The sequence below is a fragment of the Luteibacter sp. 3190 genome, from assembly GCF_031456385.1.
Lineage (GTDB): Bacteria > Pseudomonadota > Gammaproteobacteria > Xanthomonadales > Rhodanobacteraceae > Luteibacter.
Genome location: NZ_JAVDUO010000001.1, coordinates 1,803,577 through 1,820,065, shown reverse-complemented (window position 1 = coordinate 1,820,065; position 16,489 = coordinate 1,803,577). Strand labels below are relative to the sequence as shown.

At 69.3% G+C, this 16,489-nt stretch carries 14 protein-coding genes; 9 read left to right on the top strand and 5 right to left on the bottom strand.

The window, feature by feature from the left end; all coding sequences use genetic code 11:
• Window positions 1-199 precede the first annotated feature (199 nt).
• From J2X58_RS08225 to J2X58_RS08185, 9 genes are all read left to right on the top strand, one after another.
• Window positions 200-757: a glycine zipper 2TM domain-containing protein gene (locus tag J2X58_RS08225; RefSeq protein WP_090052555.1), complete on the top strand. Its 558-nt coding sequence runs from the start codon at window positions 200-202 to the stop codon at window positions 755-757.
• A 369-nt stretch (window positions 758-1,126) separates the two neighbouring features.
• Window positions 1,127-2,158 carry an N-acetylornithine carbamoyltransferase gene (locus tag J2X58_RS08220; protein ID WP_090052557.1) on the top strand — a complete coding sequence of 344 codons (1,032 nt, stop codon included), beginning with the start codon at window positions 1,127-1,129 and terminating at the stop codon, window positions 2,156-2,158.
• Window positions 2,159-2,201: 43 nt separating this feature from the next.
• Complete coding sequence (locus J2X58_RS08215; protein ID WP_090052558.1) at window positions 2,202-3,407, top strand: argininosuccinate synthase; 1,206 nt, start codon at window positions 2,202-2,204, stop codon at window positions 3,405-3,407.
• A 9-nt stretch (window positions 3,408-3,416) separates the two neighbouring features.
• Window positions 3,417-4,514, top strand: coding sequence for an acetylornithine deacetylase (locus tag J2X58_RS08210; protein WP_310047498.1), 1,098 nt, complete (start codon window positions 3,417-3,419; stop codon window positions 4,512-4,514).
• Window positions 4,504-5,820, top strand: coding sequence for an acetylglutamate kinase (locus J2X58_RS08205; RefSeq protein ID WP_090052562.1), 1,317 nt, complete (start codon window positions 4,504-4,506; stop codon window positions 5,818-5,820). Before J2X58_RS08210 ends, J2X58_RS08205 begins: the two co-directional genes overlap by 11 nt.
• 6 nt (window positions 5,821-5,826) lie before the next feature.
• Window positions 5,827-6,774: an N-acetyl-gamma-glutamyl-phosphate reductase gene (gene argC / locus J2X58_RS08200; protein ID WP_090052564.1), complete on the top strand. Its 948-nt coding sequence runs from the start codon at window positions 5,827-5,829 to the stop codon at window positions 6,772-6,774.
• 18 nt (window positions 6,775-6,792) lie between these two features.
• Window positions 6,793-8,085 (top strand): argininosuccinate lyase, encoded by a 1,293-nt coding sequence (locus tag J2X58_RS08195; protein WP_310047494.1) that lies wholly within the window; start codon window positions 6,793-6,795, stop codon window positions 8,083-8,085.
• Between the two features lie 61 nt (window positions 8,086-8,146).
• Window positions 8,147-9,265, top strand: a complete 1,119-nt coding sequence (proB, locus tag J2X58_RS08190; protein WP_310047489.1) for a glutamate 5-kinase — start codon at window positions 8,147-8,149, stop codon at window positions 9,263-9,265.
• A gap of 11 nt (window positions 9,266-9,276) precedes the next feature.
• The gene (locus tag J2X58_RS08185) at window positions 9,277-10,533 is read left to right on the top strand and encodes a glutamate-5-semialdehyde dehydrogenase (protein WP_310047487.1); all 1,257 of its coding nucleotides are present in this window, start codon (window positions 9,277-9,279) and stop codon (window positions 10,531-10,533) included.
• A 108-nt stretch (window positions 10,534-10,641) separates the two neighbouring features.
• Here J2X58_RS08185 and J2X58_RS08180 read toward each other — a convergent pair whose 3' ends face one another.
• The 5 genes from J2X58_RS08180 to J2X58_RS08160 all read right to left on the bottom strand — a co-directional run bounded on the left by J2X58_RS08180 (window position 10,642) and on the right by J2X58_RS08160 (window position 16,386).
• Window positions 10,642-11,343 carry a hypothetical protein gene (locus tag J2X58_RS08180; protein ID WP_310047486.1) on the bottom strand — a complete coding sequence of 234 codons (702 nt, stop codon included), beginning with the start codon at window positions 11,341-11,343 and terminating at the stop codon, window positions 10,642-10,644.
• Window positions 11,340-12,620, bottom strand: coding sequence for a kynureninase (gene kynU / locus J2X58_RS08175; RefSeq protein ID WP_310047485.1), 1,281 nt, complete (start codon window positions 12,618-12,620; stop codon window positions 11,340-11,342). The genes J2X58_RS08180 and kynU overlap by 4 nt, the downstream gene beginning before the upstream one ends.
• Window positions 12,621-12,640: 20 nt before the next feature.
• A complete protein-coding gene (locus J2X58_RS08170; RefSeq protein WP_310047483.1) occupies window positions 12,641-13,141 on the bottom strand; it encodes a hypothetical protein in 501 nt (166 codons plus the stop codon).
• 96 nt (window positions 13,142-13,237) lie between these two features.
• The gene (locus J2X58_RS08165) at window positions 13,238-14,263 is read right to left on the bottom strand and encodes an amidohydrolase family protein (RefSeq protein ID WP_090052581.1); all 1,026 of its coding nucleotides are present in this window, start codon (window positions 14,261-14,263) and stop codon (window positions 13,238-13,240) included.
• Between the two features lie 53 nt (window positions 14,264-14,316).
• Window positions 14,317-16,386: an FUSC family protein gene (locus J2X58_RS08160; RefSeq protein WP_310047481.1), complete on the bottom strand. Its 2,070-nt coding sequence runs from the start codon at window positions 16,384-16,386 to the stop codon at window positions 14,317-14,319.
• Window positions 16,387-16,489: the final 103 nt, after the last annotated feature.

Sequence of the window (16,489 nt, the reverse complement as noted above, 5' to 3'; positions counted from 1 at the left end):
TCGGGTGACCGGCCGGAGATAGTAGCAAGGGATGGCCCCGTTCTGGGGCGGGTCGGCCTGCCTCGCACGCGCGGGGGGCGAATCGGTTGACATGGAGAACGCCCTTTTTCTCAGGGCCTTCTAAGCGTGGATTCAGCGTGATCTTGATGAAATGCTCGCCAGCGGGCGCGCCTGTGCACCTGCCTGGAGGTTTACCTACATGTCTCGCCTGCTCATCCCCGCGCTCATCCTCGCGGTTTTCGCCACCGGTGCCAGCGCCCAGGACGGACGCTATGGCCCGCCGCCGGGTCCGCCGCCGGCCGGTCCGGACGACAACACCCATTTCGGCTGGGCCGACGTGCTGCGCGTCGATCCGGTCTACGGCGTCGCGCGTGTCGAAACGCCGCGCCAGGAGTGCTACGACCAGCCGGTGGTCCGCCGCGAATCCAGTGGTAACTCCACGGCCGGCACGATCCTGGGCGCCGTCGTGGGCGGCGTGCTCGGCAACACCGTCGGCAAGGGCGACGGCCGCAAGGCCGCGACCGTGGTCGGCGCGGTCGCCGGCGGCGCCGTCGGCAACAACATCTCCCGCAGCGGCGACCGCACGTACGAAAGCACCGAAACCCGCTGCCGCGACGTCAGCTCGATCTCCGAGCAGCGCCGCATCGCGGGCTACGACGTCGAGTACCGCTACCGCGGCGAGGTCTACGTGTCCCGCCTGAACTACGATCCGGGCGAGCGCCTGCGGGTCCGGGTGAACGTCTCGCCGGCGGATTGAGGCGGGCGACGCGGCGCGACGGAAGGCCACGGGGAACCGTGGCCTTCTCGTTTCCGGGGCCGGCCACCACGCCCGCCTTACCGCCCACCCATTGCGCGCCGCACCAATACCCGGCATCATCGGCGTTCCTTTCAAGGCTCCGACCCTGTGTCCCACACCGTCTACACCGCGATCGTCCTGACCAGCGCCCGTATGGCCGCGGGGATGACGTCGCGTGCTCGTCGACCGTACATCGGATACTCGGCCGGGTAGGCTGTCGCGCGCGTTTCATTCGTACCGACTAAAAAACCCGGCCATGCGCCGGGTTTTTTCGTTTCCGATTCCTCCTTTCCATCACGGCCCCCGGGCCACCGACCGATCTGGACCGCCATGACCGTTCGCCATTTCCTCTCCACCCAGGACTACAGCCGCGCCGAGATCGACGCGCTGCTCGAGCAGGCCGCCGCGTTCAAGCGGTCGCCGCAGGGCCAGCAGCTGGCCGGCAAGTCGATCGCGCTGATGTTCTTCAACCCGTCGATGCGGACGCGGACGAGTTTCGAGCTGGGCGCGTTCCAGCTGGGCGGTCATGCGATCGTGCTCTCCCCGGGCAAGGACGCCTGGCCGATCGAGTTCGAGGTCGGCTCGGTGATGGACGGCGACACGGAAGAGCACATCGCCGAGGTGGCGCGCGTGCTCTCGCGCTACGTCGACCTGATCGCGGTCCGCGCGTTTCCCAAGTTCGTCGACTGGTCCGTCGATCGCCAGGACAAGGTGCTCAACGCGTTCGCGCGGTACGCCACGGTGCCCGTGATCAACCTCGAGACGATCACCCATCCCTGTCAGGAGCTGGCCCACGCGCTGGCGCTGAAGGAGCATCTCGGGGATCTGCAGAACAAGAAATACGTGCTGACCTGGACGTACCATCCGAAGCCGCTGAACACGGCGGTGGCGAATTCGGCGCTGCTGATCGCCACCAAGATGGGCATGGACGTCACGCTGCTGTGCCCGACGCCCGAATACATCCTCGACGAGCGCTACATGGAATTCGCCCGGACCAACGCCCGCGAAAACGGCGGCTCGCTGCAGGTGTCGCACGACATCGAGTCGGCCTACAGCGGCGCGCACGTGATCTATGCGAAGAGCTGGGGCGCCATTCCTTACTTCGGCCGCTGGGACGAGGAAAAGGCGATCCGCGACGCGAACAAGCACTTCATCGTCGACGAGGCGAAGATGGCCCTGACCGACAACGGCCTCTTCAGTCATTGCCTCCCGCTGCGCCGGAACGTCAAGGCGACGGACGCCGTGATGGATTCCCCGGCCTGCATCGCCATCGACGAAGCCGAGAACCGCCTGCACGTGCAGAAGGCGGTCATGGCGTCCCTCATCTCCCAGCCGGGCACGACATCCGGCCTCGGTTTCTGATCCTTCCCATCCGCCAAGCCCACTCTTTTTCCTCGGAGCCCGCATGTCCAGCAACGATATCGTCCTCGCCTTCTCGGGCGGCCTCGACACCAGCTTCTGCGTTCCCTACCTGATCGAGCGCGGCTACGCCGTGCACACCGTCTTCGTGGACACGGGCGGCGTGTCGGCCGAGGAGCGCGAGTACATCGAGCAGCGCGCCCACGAGCTCGGCGCCGCGTCGCATCGCACCGTCGACGCCGCCCAGGCGATCTGGGACACCTTCGTCACGCCGCTGATCTGGGCCGGCGAGTTCTACCAGGGCCAGTACCCGCTGCTGGTCTCGGACCGCTACCTGATCGTGAAGGCGTCGCTGGAGCGCTGCGACGAACTCGGCACGAAGCTGTTCGCGCACGGCTGCACCGGCATGGGCAACGACCAGGTGCGCTTCGACCTCACCGTGAAGGCCCTCGGCGACTACACCATCGTGGCGCCGATCCGCGAGATCCAGCGCGAGCACACGCAGGTGCGCGCGTACGAGCAGAAGTACCTCGAGGACAAGGGCTTCGAAGTCCGCGCCAAGACCAAGCACTACACGATCAACGAGAACGTGCTGGGCGTGACCATCTCGGGCGGCGAGATCGACGCATGGGAGATTCCGGAAGAGGGCGCCGTGGCCTGGTGCGCGCCGCGCTCCGAATGGCCGGTCGAACCGCTGCGCATCGAGCTCGGCTTCGAGAAGGGCACGGCCGTGTCGCTCAACGGGAAGGCCGCGTCGGGCCCCGAGATCCTCGGCTTCCTCAACCGCGAGCTGGCGAAGTACGGCGTCGGCCGCAGCCTCTACACCGGCGACACGAACATCGGCCTGAAGGGCCGCATCGTGTTCGAGGCGCCGGCGCTCACCGCGCTGCTCACCGCGCATCGCGCGCTCGAGGAGACCGTGCTGTCGAAGCAGCAGAACCGCTTCAAGCCGGAGATCGGCCGCAAGTGGACCGAGGTGGCGTACGAGGGCTTCTTCAACGACCCGATCAAGGCGGACCTCGAGGCCTACCTCGTGTCGACGCAGCGAAAGGTCGACGGCAAGGTCGTCATCGAGACGCGCGGCGGCACCGTCTACGCGGTCAAGGTCGAATCGAAGAACATCCTGCATTCGAAGAAGGCCACCTACGCGCAGGCCGCCGACTGGGGCGTCGCGGAGGCCGAGGGCTTCATCAAGCTCTACGGCATGAGCTCGACCATCTGGGCGGAAGTCGACCGCGCGAACGGGAACTGATCCGGACTCATGGACACGCTTCTTCAGGACACCCTCACGCACCTGCGCGCGCTCGTCGGATACGACACGCGCAACCCGCCACGAACCATCGGCACCGACGGGATCTTCGACTACCTCCGCGCGAACCTTCCGGGGTTCCAGGTGGAGGTCACGGACTTCGGAGCTGGTGCCGTGAACCTCTACGCCGTGCGCGGCACGCCGAAATACCTGTTCAACGTGCACCTGGATACCGTGCCGGACTCGCCGCACTGGACGGCGAGCCCGCACGAGCTGCGCGTGACGGAAGATCGCGCGATCGGCCTCGGCGCTTGCGACATCAAGGGCGCCGCGGCCGCGCTCGTGGCCGTCGCCAACGCGAGCCAGGGCGACATGGCGCTGCTGCTGTCGACCGACGAGGAAGCCAACGATGCGCGCTGCATCGACGGCTTCCTCGCGACGCCGCGCGACTACGAGGCGGTGATCGTCGCCGAGCCGACGAAGGGTGAGGCGGTGCTGGCGCATCGCGGCATCCATTCGGTGCAGATGCGTTTCCAGGGCAGGGCGGGGCATGCGTCCGGCGAGCAGAAGCCGTCGGACAGCGCGCTCCACCAGGCGATCCGCTGGGGCGCCGCCGCGCTCGACCACGTGCAGGCGCAGTCGCACGAGCGCTTCGGTGGCCTCACCGGCCTGCGCTTCAACATCGGCAAGGTCGAGGGCGGCATCAAGGCCAACGTGATCGCGCCCACCGCCGACGTGCGCTTCGGCTTCCGGCCGCTGCCGTCGATGGACGCCGACCGTCTCCTCGAGACGTTCCGCACGCTCGTCGAGCCGCATCCCGTGGAATACGGCGAAACGTTCCGTGGCGACTCCCTGCCGGCGGGCGACACCGCCACGGCGGAGGCCCGCCGCCTCGCCGCGCGCGACCTGGCGGACGAACTCGGCATCCCGGTCGGCAACGCCGTCGACTTCTGGACCGAGGCCGCGCTGTTCTCGAAGGCCGGTTACACCTGCTTCGTCTACGGCCCCGGCGACATCGCGCAGGCGCACAGCGCCGACGAATGGGTCGCCCTCGACCAGCTCGCGCATTACGCCCAGACCATCCATCGGACCGTGGACAGTGGACTCTAATAAGCACACCAGGAAAACGATCGTCCGCCTGCTCTCGTCGATGGGCAGCGCGCGCGAAATCCAGCAGTACCTCAAGCGTTTCTCGCAGGTGGACGCCGCGCGCTTCGCCGTGGTGAAGGTCGGCGGCGCGGTCCTGCGCGACGAGTTGCCGGACCTCACGTCGTCGCTGTCGTTCCTGCAGCAGGTCGGCCTGACGCCGATCGTGCTGCACGGCGCGGGTCCGCAGCTCGACGAAGAGCTTTCGGCGGCGGGCATCGAGAAGAAGACCGTCAACGGCTTGCGCGTCACCTCGCCGGAAGCGCTGGCGATCGTGCGCCGCGTGTTCCAGGCGCAGAACCTGCGGCTGGTCGAGGCCCTGCAGGAGGTCGACACGCGCGCCACGTCCGTGCCGTCGGGCGTGTTCACCGCGGACTACCTCGACCAGGACACCTTCGGTCTGGTGGGGCGCGTGCGCGACATCAACCTCGCGCCGATCGAGGCGAGCCTGCGCGCGGGTTCCATTCCGGTGATCGCGAGCCTCGGCGAAACCGACGCCGGCCAGATCCTCAACATCAACGCCGACTTCGCCGCGAACGAGCTCGTGCGCGTGCTGCAGCCGTACAAGATCGTCTTCCTCACCGGCACGGGCGGCCTGCTCGACGGCGACGGCAACGTGATCGATTCGATCAACCTGTCGACCGAGTACGACCAGCTGCTGCAGCAGCCGTGGCTGCATTCGGGCATGCGCCTGAAGATCGAGCAGATCAAGGACCTGCTCGACGACCTGCCGCTGACCTCGTCGGTGTCGATCACGCGGCCCGCCGAGCTGGCGAAGGAACTGTTCACGCACAAGGGTTCCGGCACGCTGGTCCGGCGCGGCGAGCGCGTGCTGCGCTTCGATTCGTGGAACGACGTCGATCTCGACCGCATGCGCCAGCTCATCGAATCGAGCTTCGGCCGCACGCTCGTCGGTAACTACTTCGAACGCACGAAGCTGTATCGCCTCTATGTCTCGGAGAACTACCGCGCGGCGATGATCCTCACGCAGGAGGAAGGCTTCGCGTATCTCGACAAGTTCGCGGTGCTGGACGACGCGCAGGGCGAAGGCCTCGGTCGCGCCGTATGGCAGGTGATGCGCGACGAGAACCCGAAGCTGTTCTGGCGTTCGCGCCACGGCAACGTGATCAACCACTTCTACTACGCGGAGTCGGACGGCTGCTTCAAGCAGACGCGCTGGAAGGTGTTCTGGTACGGCCTGGACAGCTTCGCCGACATCGAACGTTGCGTCGCGCACAGCGCCACGCGCGAACCCACCCTGCAGGACTGAACGGTCATGGCGAACAAGACCATCGGCATCGTCGGCGCGCGTGGCCACACGGGCGCGGAACTGATCAAACTCATCGTCGGTCATCCGGGCCTCGATCTCGCGTTCGTCTCGTCGCGCGAGCTCGACGGGCAGCGCCTGGCCGATCACAGCGACGCCTACGCGGGCGAGCTCCTCTTCAGCAATCTCGATCCGGCCGGCGTGGCGGCCGCCGGCGCCGACGTGGTGGTGCTCGCGCTGCCCAACGGCAAGGCCGCGCCGTACGTGGAGGCGATCGACAAGGCGGGGGGATCCACGGTGATCGTCGACCTCTCGGCCGACTATCGCTTCGACGAGCGCTGGTACTACGGCCTGCCCGAGCTCTACCGCGACCGCTGGCGCGGCGAGAAGCGCATCAGCAATCCCGGTTGCTACGCGACCGCCGTCCAGGTGTCCATCGCGCCGATCAAGGACCTGCTGGCGGCACCCCCGGTGTCCTTCGGCGTGTCGGGTTACTCGGGCGCCGGAACCACGCCGTCCGACCGCAACGATCCCGAGAAGCTGCGCGACAACCTGATGCCGTACTCGCTGACGGGACACATGCACGAGAAGGAAGCGAGCCGCCATCTCGGCCTGCCCGTCGAATTCATGCCGCACGTGGCGCCGCACTTCCGCGGCCTCACCGTCACCACGAACCTGTACCTGGCGAAGCCGGCGAAGCGCGAGGACATCGTGCGCCGCTACGAGGCCCGGTTCGAGAACGAGAAGCTTATCCATGTCGTCGACGAGGCGCCGTGGGTCAGCCGGATCGCGAACCGTCACCATCTCGAGGTCGGCGGCTTCGCGCTGTCGACGGATGGCCGTCGCGTGGTCGTCGTGGCCACCCTCGACAACCTGCTCAAGGGCGCGGCGACCCAGGCCATGCAGAACGTCAATCGCGCGCTCGGCTTCGACGAGCTCACCGCCATCCCGCTGTAGCGCACCAAGGAACCATCGATGACCCAGCCGCTCTGGCAGAAATCCGACACGCAGGTCGACGCGCGCATCATGCGGTTCCTCGCGGGCAACGACGTCGTGCTCGATCGCGAGTTCTTCCTCCACGACATCACCGCGAGCAAGGCGCACGTCGAAGGCCTCGCCAACATCGGGGTCGTCAGCCCGGACGAGCGCGACGCGCTCAAGCGCGAACTCGACGCGCTGGCCGCCGACTTCTCCGCGGGCAGCTTCGTGCTCGACGAGCGTTTCGAGGACGGGCACTCGGCGATCGAGGCGCGCCTGACGGAGCGTCTCGGCGACGCCGGGCGCCGTGTGCATACCGGGCGTAGCCGCAACGACCAGATCCTCGTGGCCACGCGTCTGTGGCTGAAGGAGAAGCTGGCGAGCCTCGAGGCCCTGTGCCGCCGCGTCGCGGAGGTCTGCCTCGAGCGGGCCGCCGGCGAGGCGCTGCCGATGCCCGGCTACACGCACATCCAGCGCGCGGTGGTCTCGTCCACCGGCATGTGGTTCGCCGCGTTCGCGGAGGCGTTCATCGACAACACGCTGCGCGCCCGCCAGGCGCTGGAGCTGATCGACGCGAATCCCCTCGGCACCGCCGCGGGCTACGGCGTGAACGTGGGGCTCGACCGCGCGCATACGACGCAGGCGCTCGGCTTCGGCCGCATGCAGGTGTCGCCGATCTACGCGCAGCTGTCGCGCGGCAAGTTCGAGATGGCGGCGCTCGACGCCGTCGGCACGGCGCTGCTGGACACGCGCCGGCTCGCGTGGGATCTCTCGCTGTTCACCACCGCCGAGTTCGACTTCGTGAAGCTGCCCGCGGAGTACACGACGGGCTCGTCGATCATGCCGAACAAGCGCAATCCCGACGTCGTCGAACTGCTGCGCGCCAGCTACGCGAGCGTGGCGGCGGCGCGTACCGAGATCGAGCAGCTGCTCTCGCTGCCGTCGGGCTACCAGCGCGACCTGCAGTTCTCCAAGGGCTCGCTGTTCCATGGCTTCTCCATGGGGCTCGGCGCCCTGGAACTGCTGCCGGACATGCTCGCCCGTTTCGAGTGGAAGGCCGACCGCATGCGCGCGGCCATCGAGCCGGCGATGTACGCGACCGACGTCGCGATCGAGCAGGCCGTGGCCGGCGTGCCGTTCCGCGACGCGTATCGGGCGGCTGCGGAGACGGCGGCGTCGGCGGGCGAGGGGCGCTCGCCCGAATCGAGTCTCGCCGCGCGCACGTCGCCCGGCGCGGGCAACGACCTGATGCTCGACACGTTGCGCGCGCGCCTCGCGGCGCTGGGCTGACGGCGGATCGCCGCTGGGCGGCGATCCGGGCGGTCGCAAGAGGCGTGGCAGGGGAGGATCGATGGCGTTCACCGAACAAGCGCTGCCACCCTGGCGGCGCGCCGTCCTCAAGGTCGGCAGCAGCCTGCTGACGACGCCGGAGGGCGCCTTGACCGGCGCCCACGCCGTCGCGCTCGCGTCCTTCGTGGCGGCCTCCCGCGCGCAGGGACGCGAGGTGGTGATCGTTTCCTCGGGCGCGGTGGCGGCGGGCCGTGGCCTCGCCGCGCCACAGCAGGGCAGCGGACTGGTCGGACGCCAGGCGCTCGCCGCGCTCGGACAGACGCACCTCGTCGCGCTCTGGCAGGGATTCTTCGACGACGCGCCGGTGGCGCAGGTGCTGCTCACGCACGACGACCTGCGCCACCGGCGCCGTTACCTCAACGCGCGCTCCACGCTGCGTGAATTGCTGGCCCTCGGCGCCATTCCGGTCATCAACGAGAACGACACCGTCGCGGTCGACGAGCTGAAGGTCGGCGACAACGACAACCTCGCGGCCATCGTCGCGGCGCTCGTCGACGCGGACCTCCTGCTCATCGCGTCCGACGTGGCCGGCTTGTACAGCGCGGACCCGCGCGCGGTCATCGACGCGGTGGCCATCGACGATGTCGCGGCCGTCACGCCCGCGCTCCTGGCCAGCGCCGGCGGCGCCGGCAGTCGGGCCGGCACGGGCGGCATGCGCACGAAGCTCGAAGCGGCGGACAAGGCCGCCTCGGCGGGCATCGGGACGGTCATCTTCGACGGCCGGAACGCGGCCGTCGTGGGCCGGCTCGCCAGCGGATCGCTGTCCGGCACGCGTTTCCGCGCGCAGGGCGGCCGTGTCGCCGCGCGTACGTCCTGGTTGCGCCACGCGCCGGTCGCGGGGCGTATCGACATCGACGCGGGGGCGGCGGCCGCGCTGCGTTCGCGCGGGGCGTCGCTCCTGCCCGGCGGCGTGACGAGCGCCACGGGCGACTTCGCACGGGGCGACGTCGTCGAGGTGGGCGAGGGCGACCGCGTCATCGCCCGCGGCATCGCGCAGTACGCGGCGAGCGACATCCGCCGCCTCGCCGGCAAGCACACGCGCGAGATCGAGGCCGTGCTCGGCTACAGTTACGGCGAGACGATCATCCACCGCGACGACCTCGTCGTCCTTCCCGGCTGAGGGAGCGCGCCATGACATCGAATCTTCGCGAACGCGCACTGGCCTGCAGGGACGCCGCCGCCGCGGTGGGGGCGCTGGACACCGCGGCGAAGCGTCGCCTGCTGCACCGGATGGCGTCGTGCCTTGCGGAGGACGCGTCGCTCGTCGTCGCGGCGAACGCGCTCGACATGGAGTCGGCCCGCGCGAACGGGTCGAGCGATGCCATGCTCGATCGCCTGCGCCTCGATCCGTCGCGGATCGACGGCATCGTCACGGCGATCCGCGACGTCGCCGCGTTGCCCGATCCGGTCGGCGTCGTCACGCGTCGCGACGTGAGACCCAACGGCATCGTCGTCGAGCGCGTGCGGATTCCGCTCGGGGTGGTCGCGATGATCTACGAAGCGCGCCCCAACGTCACGGCGGATGCCGCCGCGCTCTGCCTGATGGCCGGCAATACCGTGATCCTGCGCGGCGGATCGGACGCGATGCGCTCGAACCTCGCCATCGCCGCGTCGCTGCGGCGCGCGCTGCGCGAGGAGGGCCTGCCGGAAGCGGCCATCTCCCTGCTGGACGATCCGCGTCGCGAGACGATGGTCGAGCTGCTCCAGCTCGCCGACATCGTCGATCTCGCGATTCCCCGCGGCGGCGAAGGCCTCATCCGCTTCGTCACGGAGCACGCGCGCGTGCCGGTGATCAAGCACTACAAGGGCGTCTGCCACCTCTACGTCGACCGCTCGGCGGACCCCGAGCTCGCGCTGCGCCTGCTCGTCGACGGCAAGACGAGCCGACCCGGTGTGTGCAATGCGCTCGAGACGTTGCTGGTCCATCGCGACATCGCCCCAGCGTTCCTTCCGCTGGCCATCGCGCGACTGCGCGAACTCGGCGTCGAAGTCCGCGCCGACGACGCGACGCGCGCCCTCGTCCCCGGTCTGTCGCCGGCCAGCGAGGACGACTACGCCGCGGAATTCCTGGCGCTGATCCTCGCCGTCCGTATCGTCGACGACATCGACGACGCCATCGCGCACATCCGGCGCCATGGCTCGGATCACACCGAAGTGATCGCCACGACGGATGCCGCGGCGGCAAGCCGCTTCGTCCACGCGCTGCGTTCGGCGGTGGTGATGGTGAACGCGTCGTCGCGCTTCAGCGACGGCGGCGAACTTGGCCTTGGCACGGAAATCGGCATCTCCACGACGCGCCTGCACGCCTACGGCCCCATGGGCGCCGAATCCCTGACGATCGAACGCTTCGTCGTCCGCGGCGAAGGCCAGACCCGCCACCCGACCTGACCCGAATCGCGCCCAGGTGCGCTCCAACAGCCAGTGGGAGCGCACCTGGGCGCGATGGGTGCTTGCGAACGCGCCAATCGCGGCCAGGTCCGCTCCAACGGAGCGAGGTCAGGCGATGGTGCCGAGGCCCGCGCGGATGCGCGTCGAGACCGACAGCATGGCGGCCCAGGCGCGCTCCAGCGCGTCGGCGAGTTCGGCGCGGTCGAGGGCGACGGTTTCCGCGCGGCCGCCTTCGTCGGGCACGTATTCGATCAGCACGCGGTGACCGTCGATCCATGCCTGTTCGCCTACGAGGAACGACGGATCCTCGAACGCGGCGGTGCCCGGCTCGGGGGGCATGGCGAAGGCCGTGCGGGCATCGACCGGTGCCTTGCGCAACAGATCGAGGGCTCGTTCGTACGAACCATCCTCGTCGTCAAGGTAGAGGTCGACGCGATCCATGCGTGGCCCGACGAACAGCTCGACCGAACCGGTGAAGATGGCGTGCGTGGCGTAGCCGTCCAGGCGCAGGCGCGGGTGGGTGAGCACGTCGCGCAACGCGGCCACGTAACGGTCGGTGACATCCGTGTTCTCGCGGAGCCACACGCTGCTGACGTCGTCGATGGCGGTGACGTGGCCGTCCACCTTCGCCTCGACGCCGGCATGCGATACGTGTGCCGGTCGTTCCGGAAGCGCCACGGGGAGGCCGCCGGCGCGAAGGCCGAACATCACGCGGCCGGGCGCGGTGCGCAGCCAGTGCGTCACGCCCTGCATGACGAAACCGTTGCCGCGTTCGCTGTACGGAGCGGGGAACAGTTCCTGCTCGCTCATGCGTTCGCTCCGCGCCACGCTTCGATGGTTTCCACCGCGCCCAGGCAGTCCGCGTAGCGGTTGTACAACGGCGTGGGCGAGAGGCGGATCACATCCGGTTCGCGCCAGTCGCCGACGACGCCGTGGCGCTCGAGATGGGTGAAGAGCGCGCGGCCCGCGTCGCGGCCCGCGCGCACACGCACGGACAACTGCGCGCCGCGCTGCGCCGGGTCGTCCGGCGTCACGATGTCCAGCGTGTCGTCGAGGCGCGTGCGGATGAGCCAGTCGAGGTAAGCGGTGAGGCGACGGCTCTTGGTCGCGAGACGCGGCATGCCCGCGCGCGTGAAGACGTCGAGCGATGCGCGCAGCGGCGCGAGCGCCAGGATCGGTGGGTTCGACAGCTGCCAGCCATCCGCACCGGGCGTGGGCACGAACGTGGGCCCCATCTGGAACCGTGTCGTCTTGTCGTGGCCCCACCAGCCGGCGAAACGCGGGACGTCGTCGCTTGCATGACGCTCGTGGACGAAGGCGCCCGCGACGGCGCCCGGTCCGGCGTTGAGGTACTTGTACGTGCACCAGACGGCGAAGTCCGCGCCGCTGTCGTGCAGGGCGAGCGGAAGGTTGCCCACCGCATGGGCGAGATCGAAGCCGACGACGCAGCCTTGCGCGTGTCCGAGGCGGACGATGGTGGCGAGATCGAACACCTGGCCGGTGCGGTACTGCACGCCGGGCAGCAGCACCAGCGCGACGCGTCGGCCGTGCGTGGCGATGGCGCGCTCGATGGCATCCATCGACAGCGTGCCGCCCGGACCGTCGGGCTCGATCTCGATGAGGTCGGTCGCCGGATCGAAACCGTGGAAGCGAACCTGCGATTCGAGCGCGTAGCGGTCGGTGGGAAACGCTCCGGCTTCCATCAGGATGGCGGGGCGTTCCGTGGTCGGCCGGTAGAAGCTGACCATCATCAGGTGCAGGTTCACGCCCAGGCTGTTCATCGCGACGACTTCGCCGGGGCGTGCGCCCACGACCTCGGCCATCGCGTCGCGCACGTACTCGTGGTAGTGCATCCACGGCGAGCGGCCGCGGAAGTGCGCCTCCACGGCGAGGGCCGCCCAGTCGTCGAGTTCGGCCTCGATCGCCGCGCGCACGCCCTTCGGTTGCAGGCCCAGCGAGTTGCCGCAGAAATAGAGGCTGTCGCGTCCGTCGTGCGGCGGGATGTGGAACTCGTCGCGGAAGGCGCGCAGGGAATCGGCGGCGTCCTGGGCGTCGGCCCAGGCGCGCGTCGCTTCGAAGTCGGTCATGGATCGGGTATCCGGAAGCATCAGGACGGGATGCGCGAGGCGACCTCGGCGCAACCCTTGTCGAAAGCGGCGGCGAACTTCGCGTCGTCGGCCGGACGCACGCAGCGAAGCTGGATCGCGTAGCCGCCCGTGTAGAAGTAGCGCTCGTAGTAATCCTGCTTCACCGGACCTTCCTTGGCCGTGTAGGCATTCTCGGTTGGCGAGGAAGCCTTCCGCGGCGCGTAGTCCTTGAGGCCGGAGGCGCGGCTGCGCATGGTGCCGGCGAATTGCTGGAAGCCATTGAGGTTGGGCACCGGCTGCAGCGTGATCGACACGCGTGCGAGCGTCGCGTCCGCCTGCGTCGAGCCCGGCACCTGGAAGACCTGGCTTTCGCTGTCACGATCCTGCGACTGCATGATCGGCACCCACGCGTCGGGAACGGCGAAGCGGATCTTGCCGTCGGCCATGGCGACGTCGGTGGCGCCCAGGGTGGGGCTGGCGAAGGCGAGGGCGGTCAGAAGGACGCGCAGGGTGCGGTTCACGGTGTGGGTTCCCCAATGGATCGCGGCGCATGCCGCGTAACGGCGGCATTCTGGCACAGCGGACGCGACGCGTTCGCCTGGCGGCCGTGAGGCGCGTCACGCCACCGCGGCGACGGGCTGGAAGCGCGCCATGGGCATGCCCAGCCATTCGAGCGCGGTGCCGTGGAAGAGCCGGGCGCGGTCGGCGTCGGACAGGCCCAGCGCTTCGATGCCCGCGCCCGGCTCCTGCTCGCCGAGCGGGAACGGGTAATCGGTGCCGAGCATGACCCGGTCGGTGCCGGCGGTGGCGAGCAGGTAGCGCAACGCCGCGTCGTCGTGCACGCAGGAATCGAAGTAGAGGCGGGACAGGTACTCGCGTGGATTGCGCGCGTTGTCGGTGGCGACCAGGTCGGGACGCATGCGGAACCCATGCTCGATGCGGCCGATGGAGTACGGAAAACTGCCGCCGCCATGGGCGAGCATGATCTTCAGCGACGGCAATCGCTCCAGCACGCCACCGAAGATCAGCGCGCACGCGGCGCGCGATTGCTCGGCCGGCATGCCGACGAGCCAAGGCAGCCAGTACTTCGGCATGGTGTCGGTGCCCATCATGTCCCAGGGATGGACGAGCACGGCTGCACCGAGGTCGGCCGCGGCCTCGAAGAACGGGAACAGCTCCGGCGCGTCGAGGTTCCATTCGTTGCAGTGCGAACCGATCTGCACGCCCTGCAATCCGAGCTCGTCGATGCAGCGCTCCATTTCCCGGATCGCCAGGGAGGGCGATTGCAGCGGAACCGTGCCGATGCCCGCGTAATGCCGGGGATGCGCCTCGCACACCTGCGCCATGCTGTCGTTGAGGTGCGTGTGCAGCTCGAGCGCCTGGTGGCCCCTCGCCCAGTACGAGAACATCACCGGCACCGTGGACACCACCTGCACGGCGACGCCGAAGCGCGCGTAGTCGGCGATGCGCGCCTCCGCGTCGAACGCCGATTCCCAGACCTCCCGGAAGAACCGGCCGTCCTTGTAGATCCGGTGGTGACCGCTGGTGTGGGTCATCACCGGGAAGCGGTCGTCGCCGTACCGGGCCGCGAGATCGGGCCAGTCACGGGGCAGGATGTGCGCGTGCGTATCGATCTTCAGCATGCGCCCGAGTGTAGCGCCGGGCGCATGACGGAGCCTCTCGCGGTGCAACAAGCCTAGGCCGGGGCGGTCGAACGGCGGGCGACGACGTGGGCGATGGTGTCGACGTTGTCGGTGAGGCGGTCGGTCAGCCGCTCCACGGCGTCGGCCAGCTCGCGGTCGACGCCGCGCGCCAGCGCCTCGGCCAGGGCGCGCTGGTGCTCGCGCAGGGCCGGTGGGGGCGCGACGGCTTCGGTGCGCGTGAGCGCCCCGGACTGCGCGCGCAGCGCCGCCGAGGCCTCGCGGATGAATGCGCCGACGTGCGGCCATGCCTGCGCCGCCGAGGCGTTGTCGATCAGCGATTCGAGCGCCATCGACGTACGTGCGAGGCGGTTGCCGTTGGCGTAGAGCGTTTCGGCCAGTTCGAGCAGCACGGCGGGCGTTCCGGGTTCCGCGCGCATGCGGTCGACCGACGCCTGCGCGTTCGTGCGCGCCGTGCGCGTGCGCGTGCGGACCTCGTACCGGGTCGCCACGTCGGCGGGCGCGACGAGGGCGTCGAGATAGTCCGCATAGGCGCAGAGCATTTCCGAGAGGGCCGAGCGGGCCTGGTGCCGCTCCCACGACGGCCAGAGGAGGTAGGCGAGCAGCGCGAGCGCGCTCCCTAGCGCGGTGTTCAGAACGCGGTCGGACATGGCCGAGAACGGATCGACGCCTTCGAACGAGAGCAACACGACGACGGTGCCCGTGAGCGCGGCCACCGCGATGCCGTAATGCGCGCCGGCGAGGTAGCGGAAGATCACGCAGAGCAGGGCCATGACGGCGAGGTGCGCGACGACGGCATCCGGCGTGATGCGCAGGACGAAGGTGGTCAGCAGGAGGCCGAGCACCGTGCCGACGACGCGCAGCAGGCCGAAGTTGAACGTCGCGGCGAAATCGGGGCGAAGCACGATCGCCGCCGTCATCGGCAACCAGTAGCCATGCGGCAGGGCGAAGTGACGTGAGACCACGAACGCCACCGTGAGCACCACCGCGCAACGCACGGCGTGACGGAAGGCGACCGATCCCGGCGTGACGTTCGCACGCAGGATCGACAGCGCCGACGCGCTCCGTAGCGTCTTGGGCAACGCGGTTTCCGCGCGCTGCGCGCGTTCCTCGCCTCGCGAGCCGGCCCAGTTCGTATTGCGCACGACGGCGGCGAGCTGGCCGGACAACGCCTGGATGTGCGCGCCGATGCCGATGGGCGGGGCGCCCGACAGCAACGCGCGCTCGCTGGCCTGCAGGGTGGCGAGCGCCCGTTCGGCCCGTTGCGGCGGCTCGGCGGCATCGAGGGCGTCGGCCGCGGCGATCAGCACGCGCGAGGCGTCGTTGCGGAACATCTCGCCGACGCCGTGCCGGCCCGATTCCAGTTCGGCGATCGCGACGAGTTCGAGACGGATGCGCTCCGCCAGTTCGAGCAGCACGCGGAAGGCTTCCATGGCGCGCCCATGCGCGTGGTGCCGGCCGAGCAGGGTGACCTGCAGCGTGTTCATCGCGTCGGTGAGGCCGGGAGCCTCGCCGTCTTTCTGCGGCTTGCGCGCGAGTTCCGCCAGCCCGCGGAAGACGACCGCGAGGGCGGCGCGCTCGGGACGATAGCGCTGCAGCGGCCACGCGGCGATGGAGAACACGGCCAGCAACATGCCGCCAGCGAAGATCAGGCCGCCGCCCGCGAAGGCGCCGCGCAGATCCGTGGGGGTCGCCGCCGTGATCACGAGCAGCAGCATGCTGGTCATGCCGACGCGGGCGATGTCGGGGCCGAAGACGACGAGCATGCCGCCGGCGAAACCGCAGACGGCGCAGGCGAGGGCCATCGGCGCGACGTAGTTGCCGATGAGGAAGCCGACGAGCGATGCCACGCCCGCCGCGAGCGCGGCGAGGAACAGGCGGCTGAGCCGCTGCTGGTAGGGACCGGGCTGGTCCGAGAACATGGTGTCGAGCGCGCCGGCGGCGATGCCGATGCCGACCTGCGGATGGCCGGACCAGATGCCCAGGGCGAGCGGCAGGATCACCGCCGCCGTGTTGCGCAGGGCGACGCGCATCGGGACGTCGGGACGCTTCGTGCGGATCAGCGTTTCGATGACGCTGGCACGTAACGAGTAGCCGTTGCTCATGGTTCGGGTGGGCTCATCCATTGAGCCGACCATTCTGCACAAACCTGCCTGACTGAAGGGCAAGCGGGACGAGGGGGACGGAGAACGCGGCCGCGTTTCCGTC

What these genes read in the sequence shown, in the direction of transcription:
- J2X58_RS08225 (WP_090052555.1), top strand. Translation starts at nt 200, where the DNA reads ATGTCTCGCCTGCTCATCCCCGCGCTCATCCTCGCGGTTTTCGCCACC.
- J2X58_RS08220 (WP_090052557.1), top strand. Translation starts at nt 1,127, where the DNA reads ATGACCGTTCGCCATTTCCTCTCCACCCAGGACTACAGCCGCGCCGAG.
- J2X58_RS08215 (WP_090052558.1), top strand. Translation starts at nt 2,202, where the DNA reads ATGTCCAGCAACGATATCGTCCTCGCCTTCTCGGGCGGCCTCGACACC.
- J2X58_RS08210 (WP_310047498.1), top strand. Translation starts at nt 3,417, where the DNA reads ATGGACACGCTTCTTCAGGACACCCTCACGCACCTGCGCGCGCTCGTC.
- argC (WP_090052564.1), top strand. Translation starts at nt 5,827, where the DNA reads ATGGCGAACAAGACCATCGGCATCGTCGGCGCGCGTGGCCACACGGGC.
- J2X58_RS08195 (WP_310047494.1), top strand. Translation starts at nt 6,793, where the DNA reads ATGACCCAGCCGCTCTGGCAGAAATCCGACACGCAGGTCGACGCGCGC.
- proB (WP_310047489.1), top strand. Translation starts at nt 8,147, where the DNA reads ATGGCGTTCACCGAACAAGCGCTGCCACCCTGGCGGCGCGCCGTCCTC.
- J2X58_RS08185 (WP_310047487.1), top strand. Translation starts at nt 9,277, where the DNA reads ATGACATCGAATCTTCGCGAACGCGCACTGGCCTGCAGGGACGCCGCC.
- J2X58_RS08180 (WP_310047486.1), bottom strand. Translation starts at nt 11,343, where the DNA reads ATGAGCGAGCAGGAACTGTTCCCCGCTCCGTACAGCGAACGCGGCAAC.
- kynU (WP_310047485.1), bottom strand. Translation starts at nt 12,620, where the DNA reads ATGACCGACTTCGAAGCGACGCGCGCCTGGGCCGACGCCCAGGACGCC.
- J2X58_RS08165 (WP_090052581.1), bottom strand. Translation starts at nt 14,263, where the DNA reads ATGCTGAAGATCGATACGCACGCGCACATCCTGCCCCGTGACTGGCCC.
- J2X58_RS08160 (WP_310047481.1), bottom strand. Translation starts at nt 16,386, where the DNA reads ATGAGCAACGGCTACTCGTTACGTGCCAGCGTCATCGAAACGCTGATC.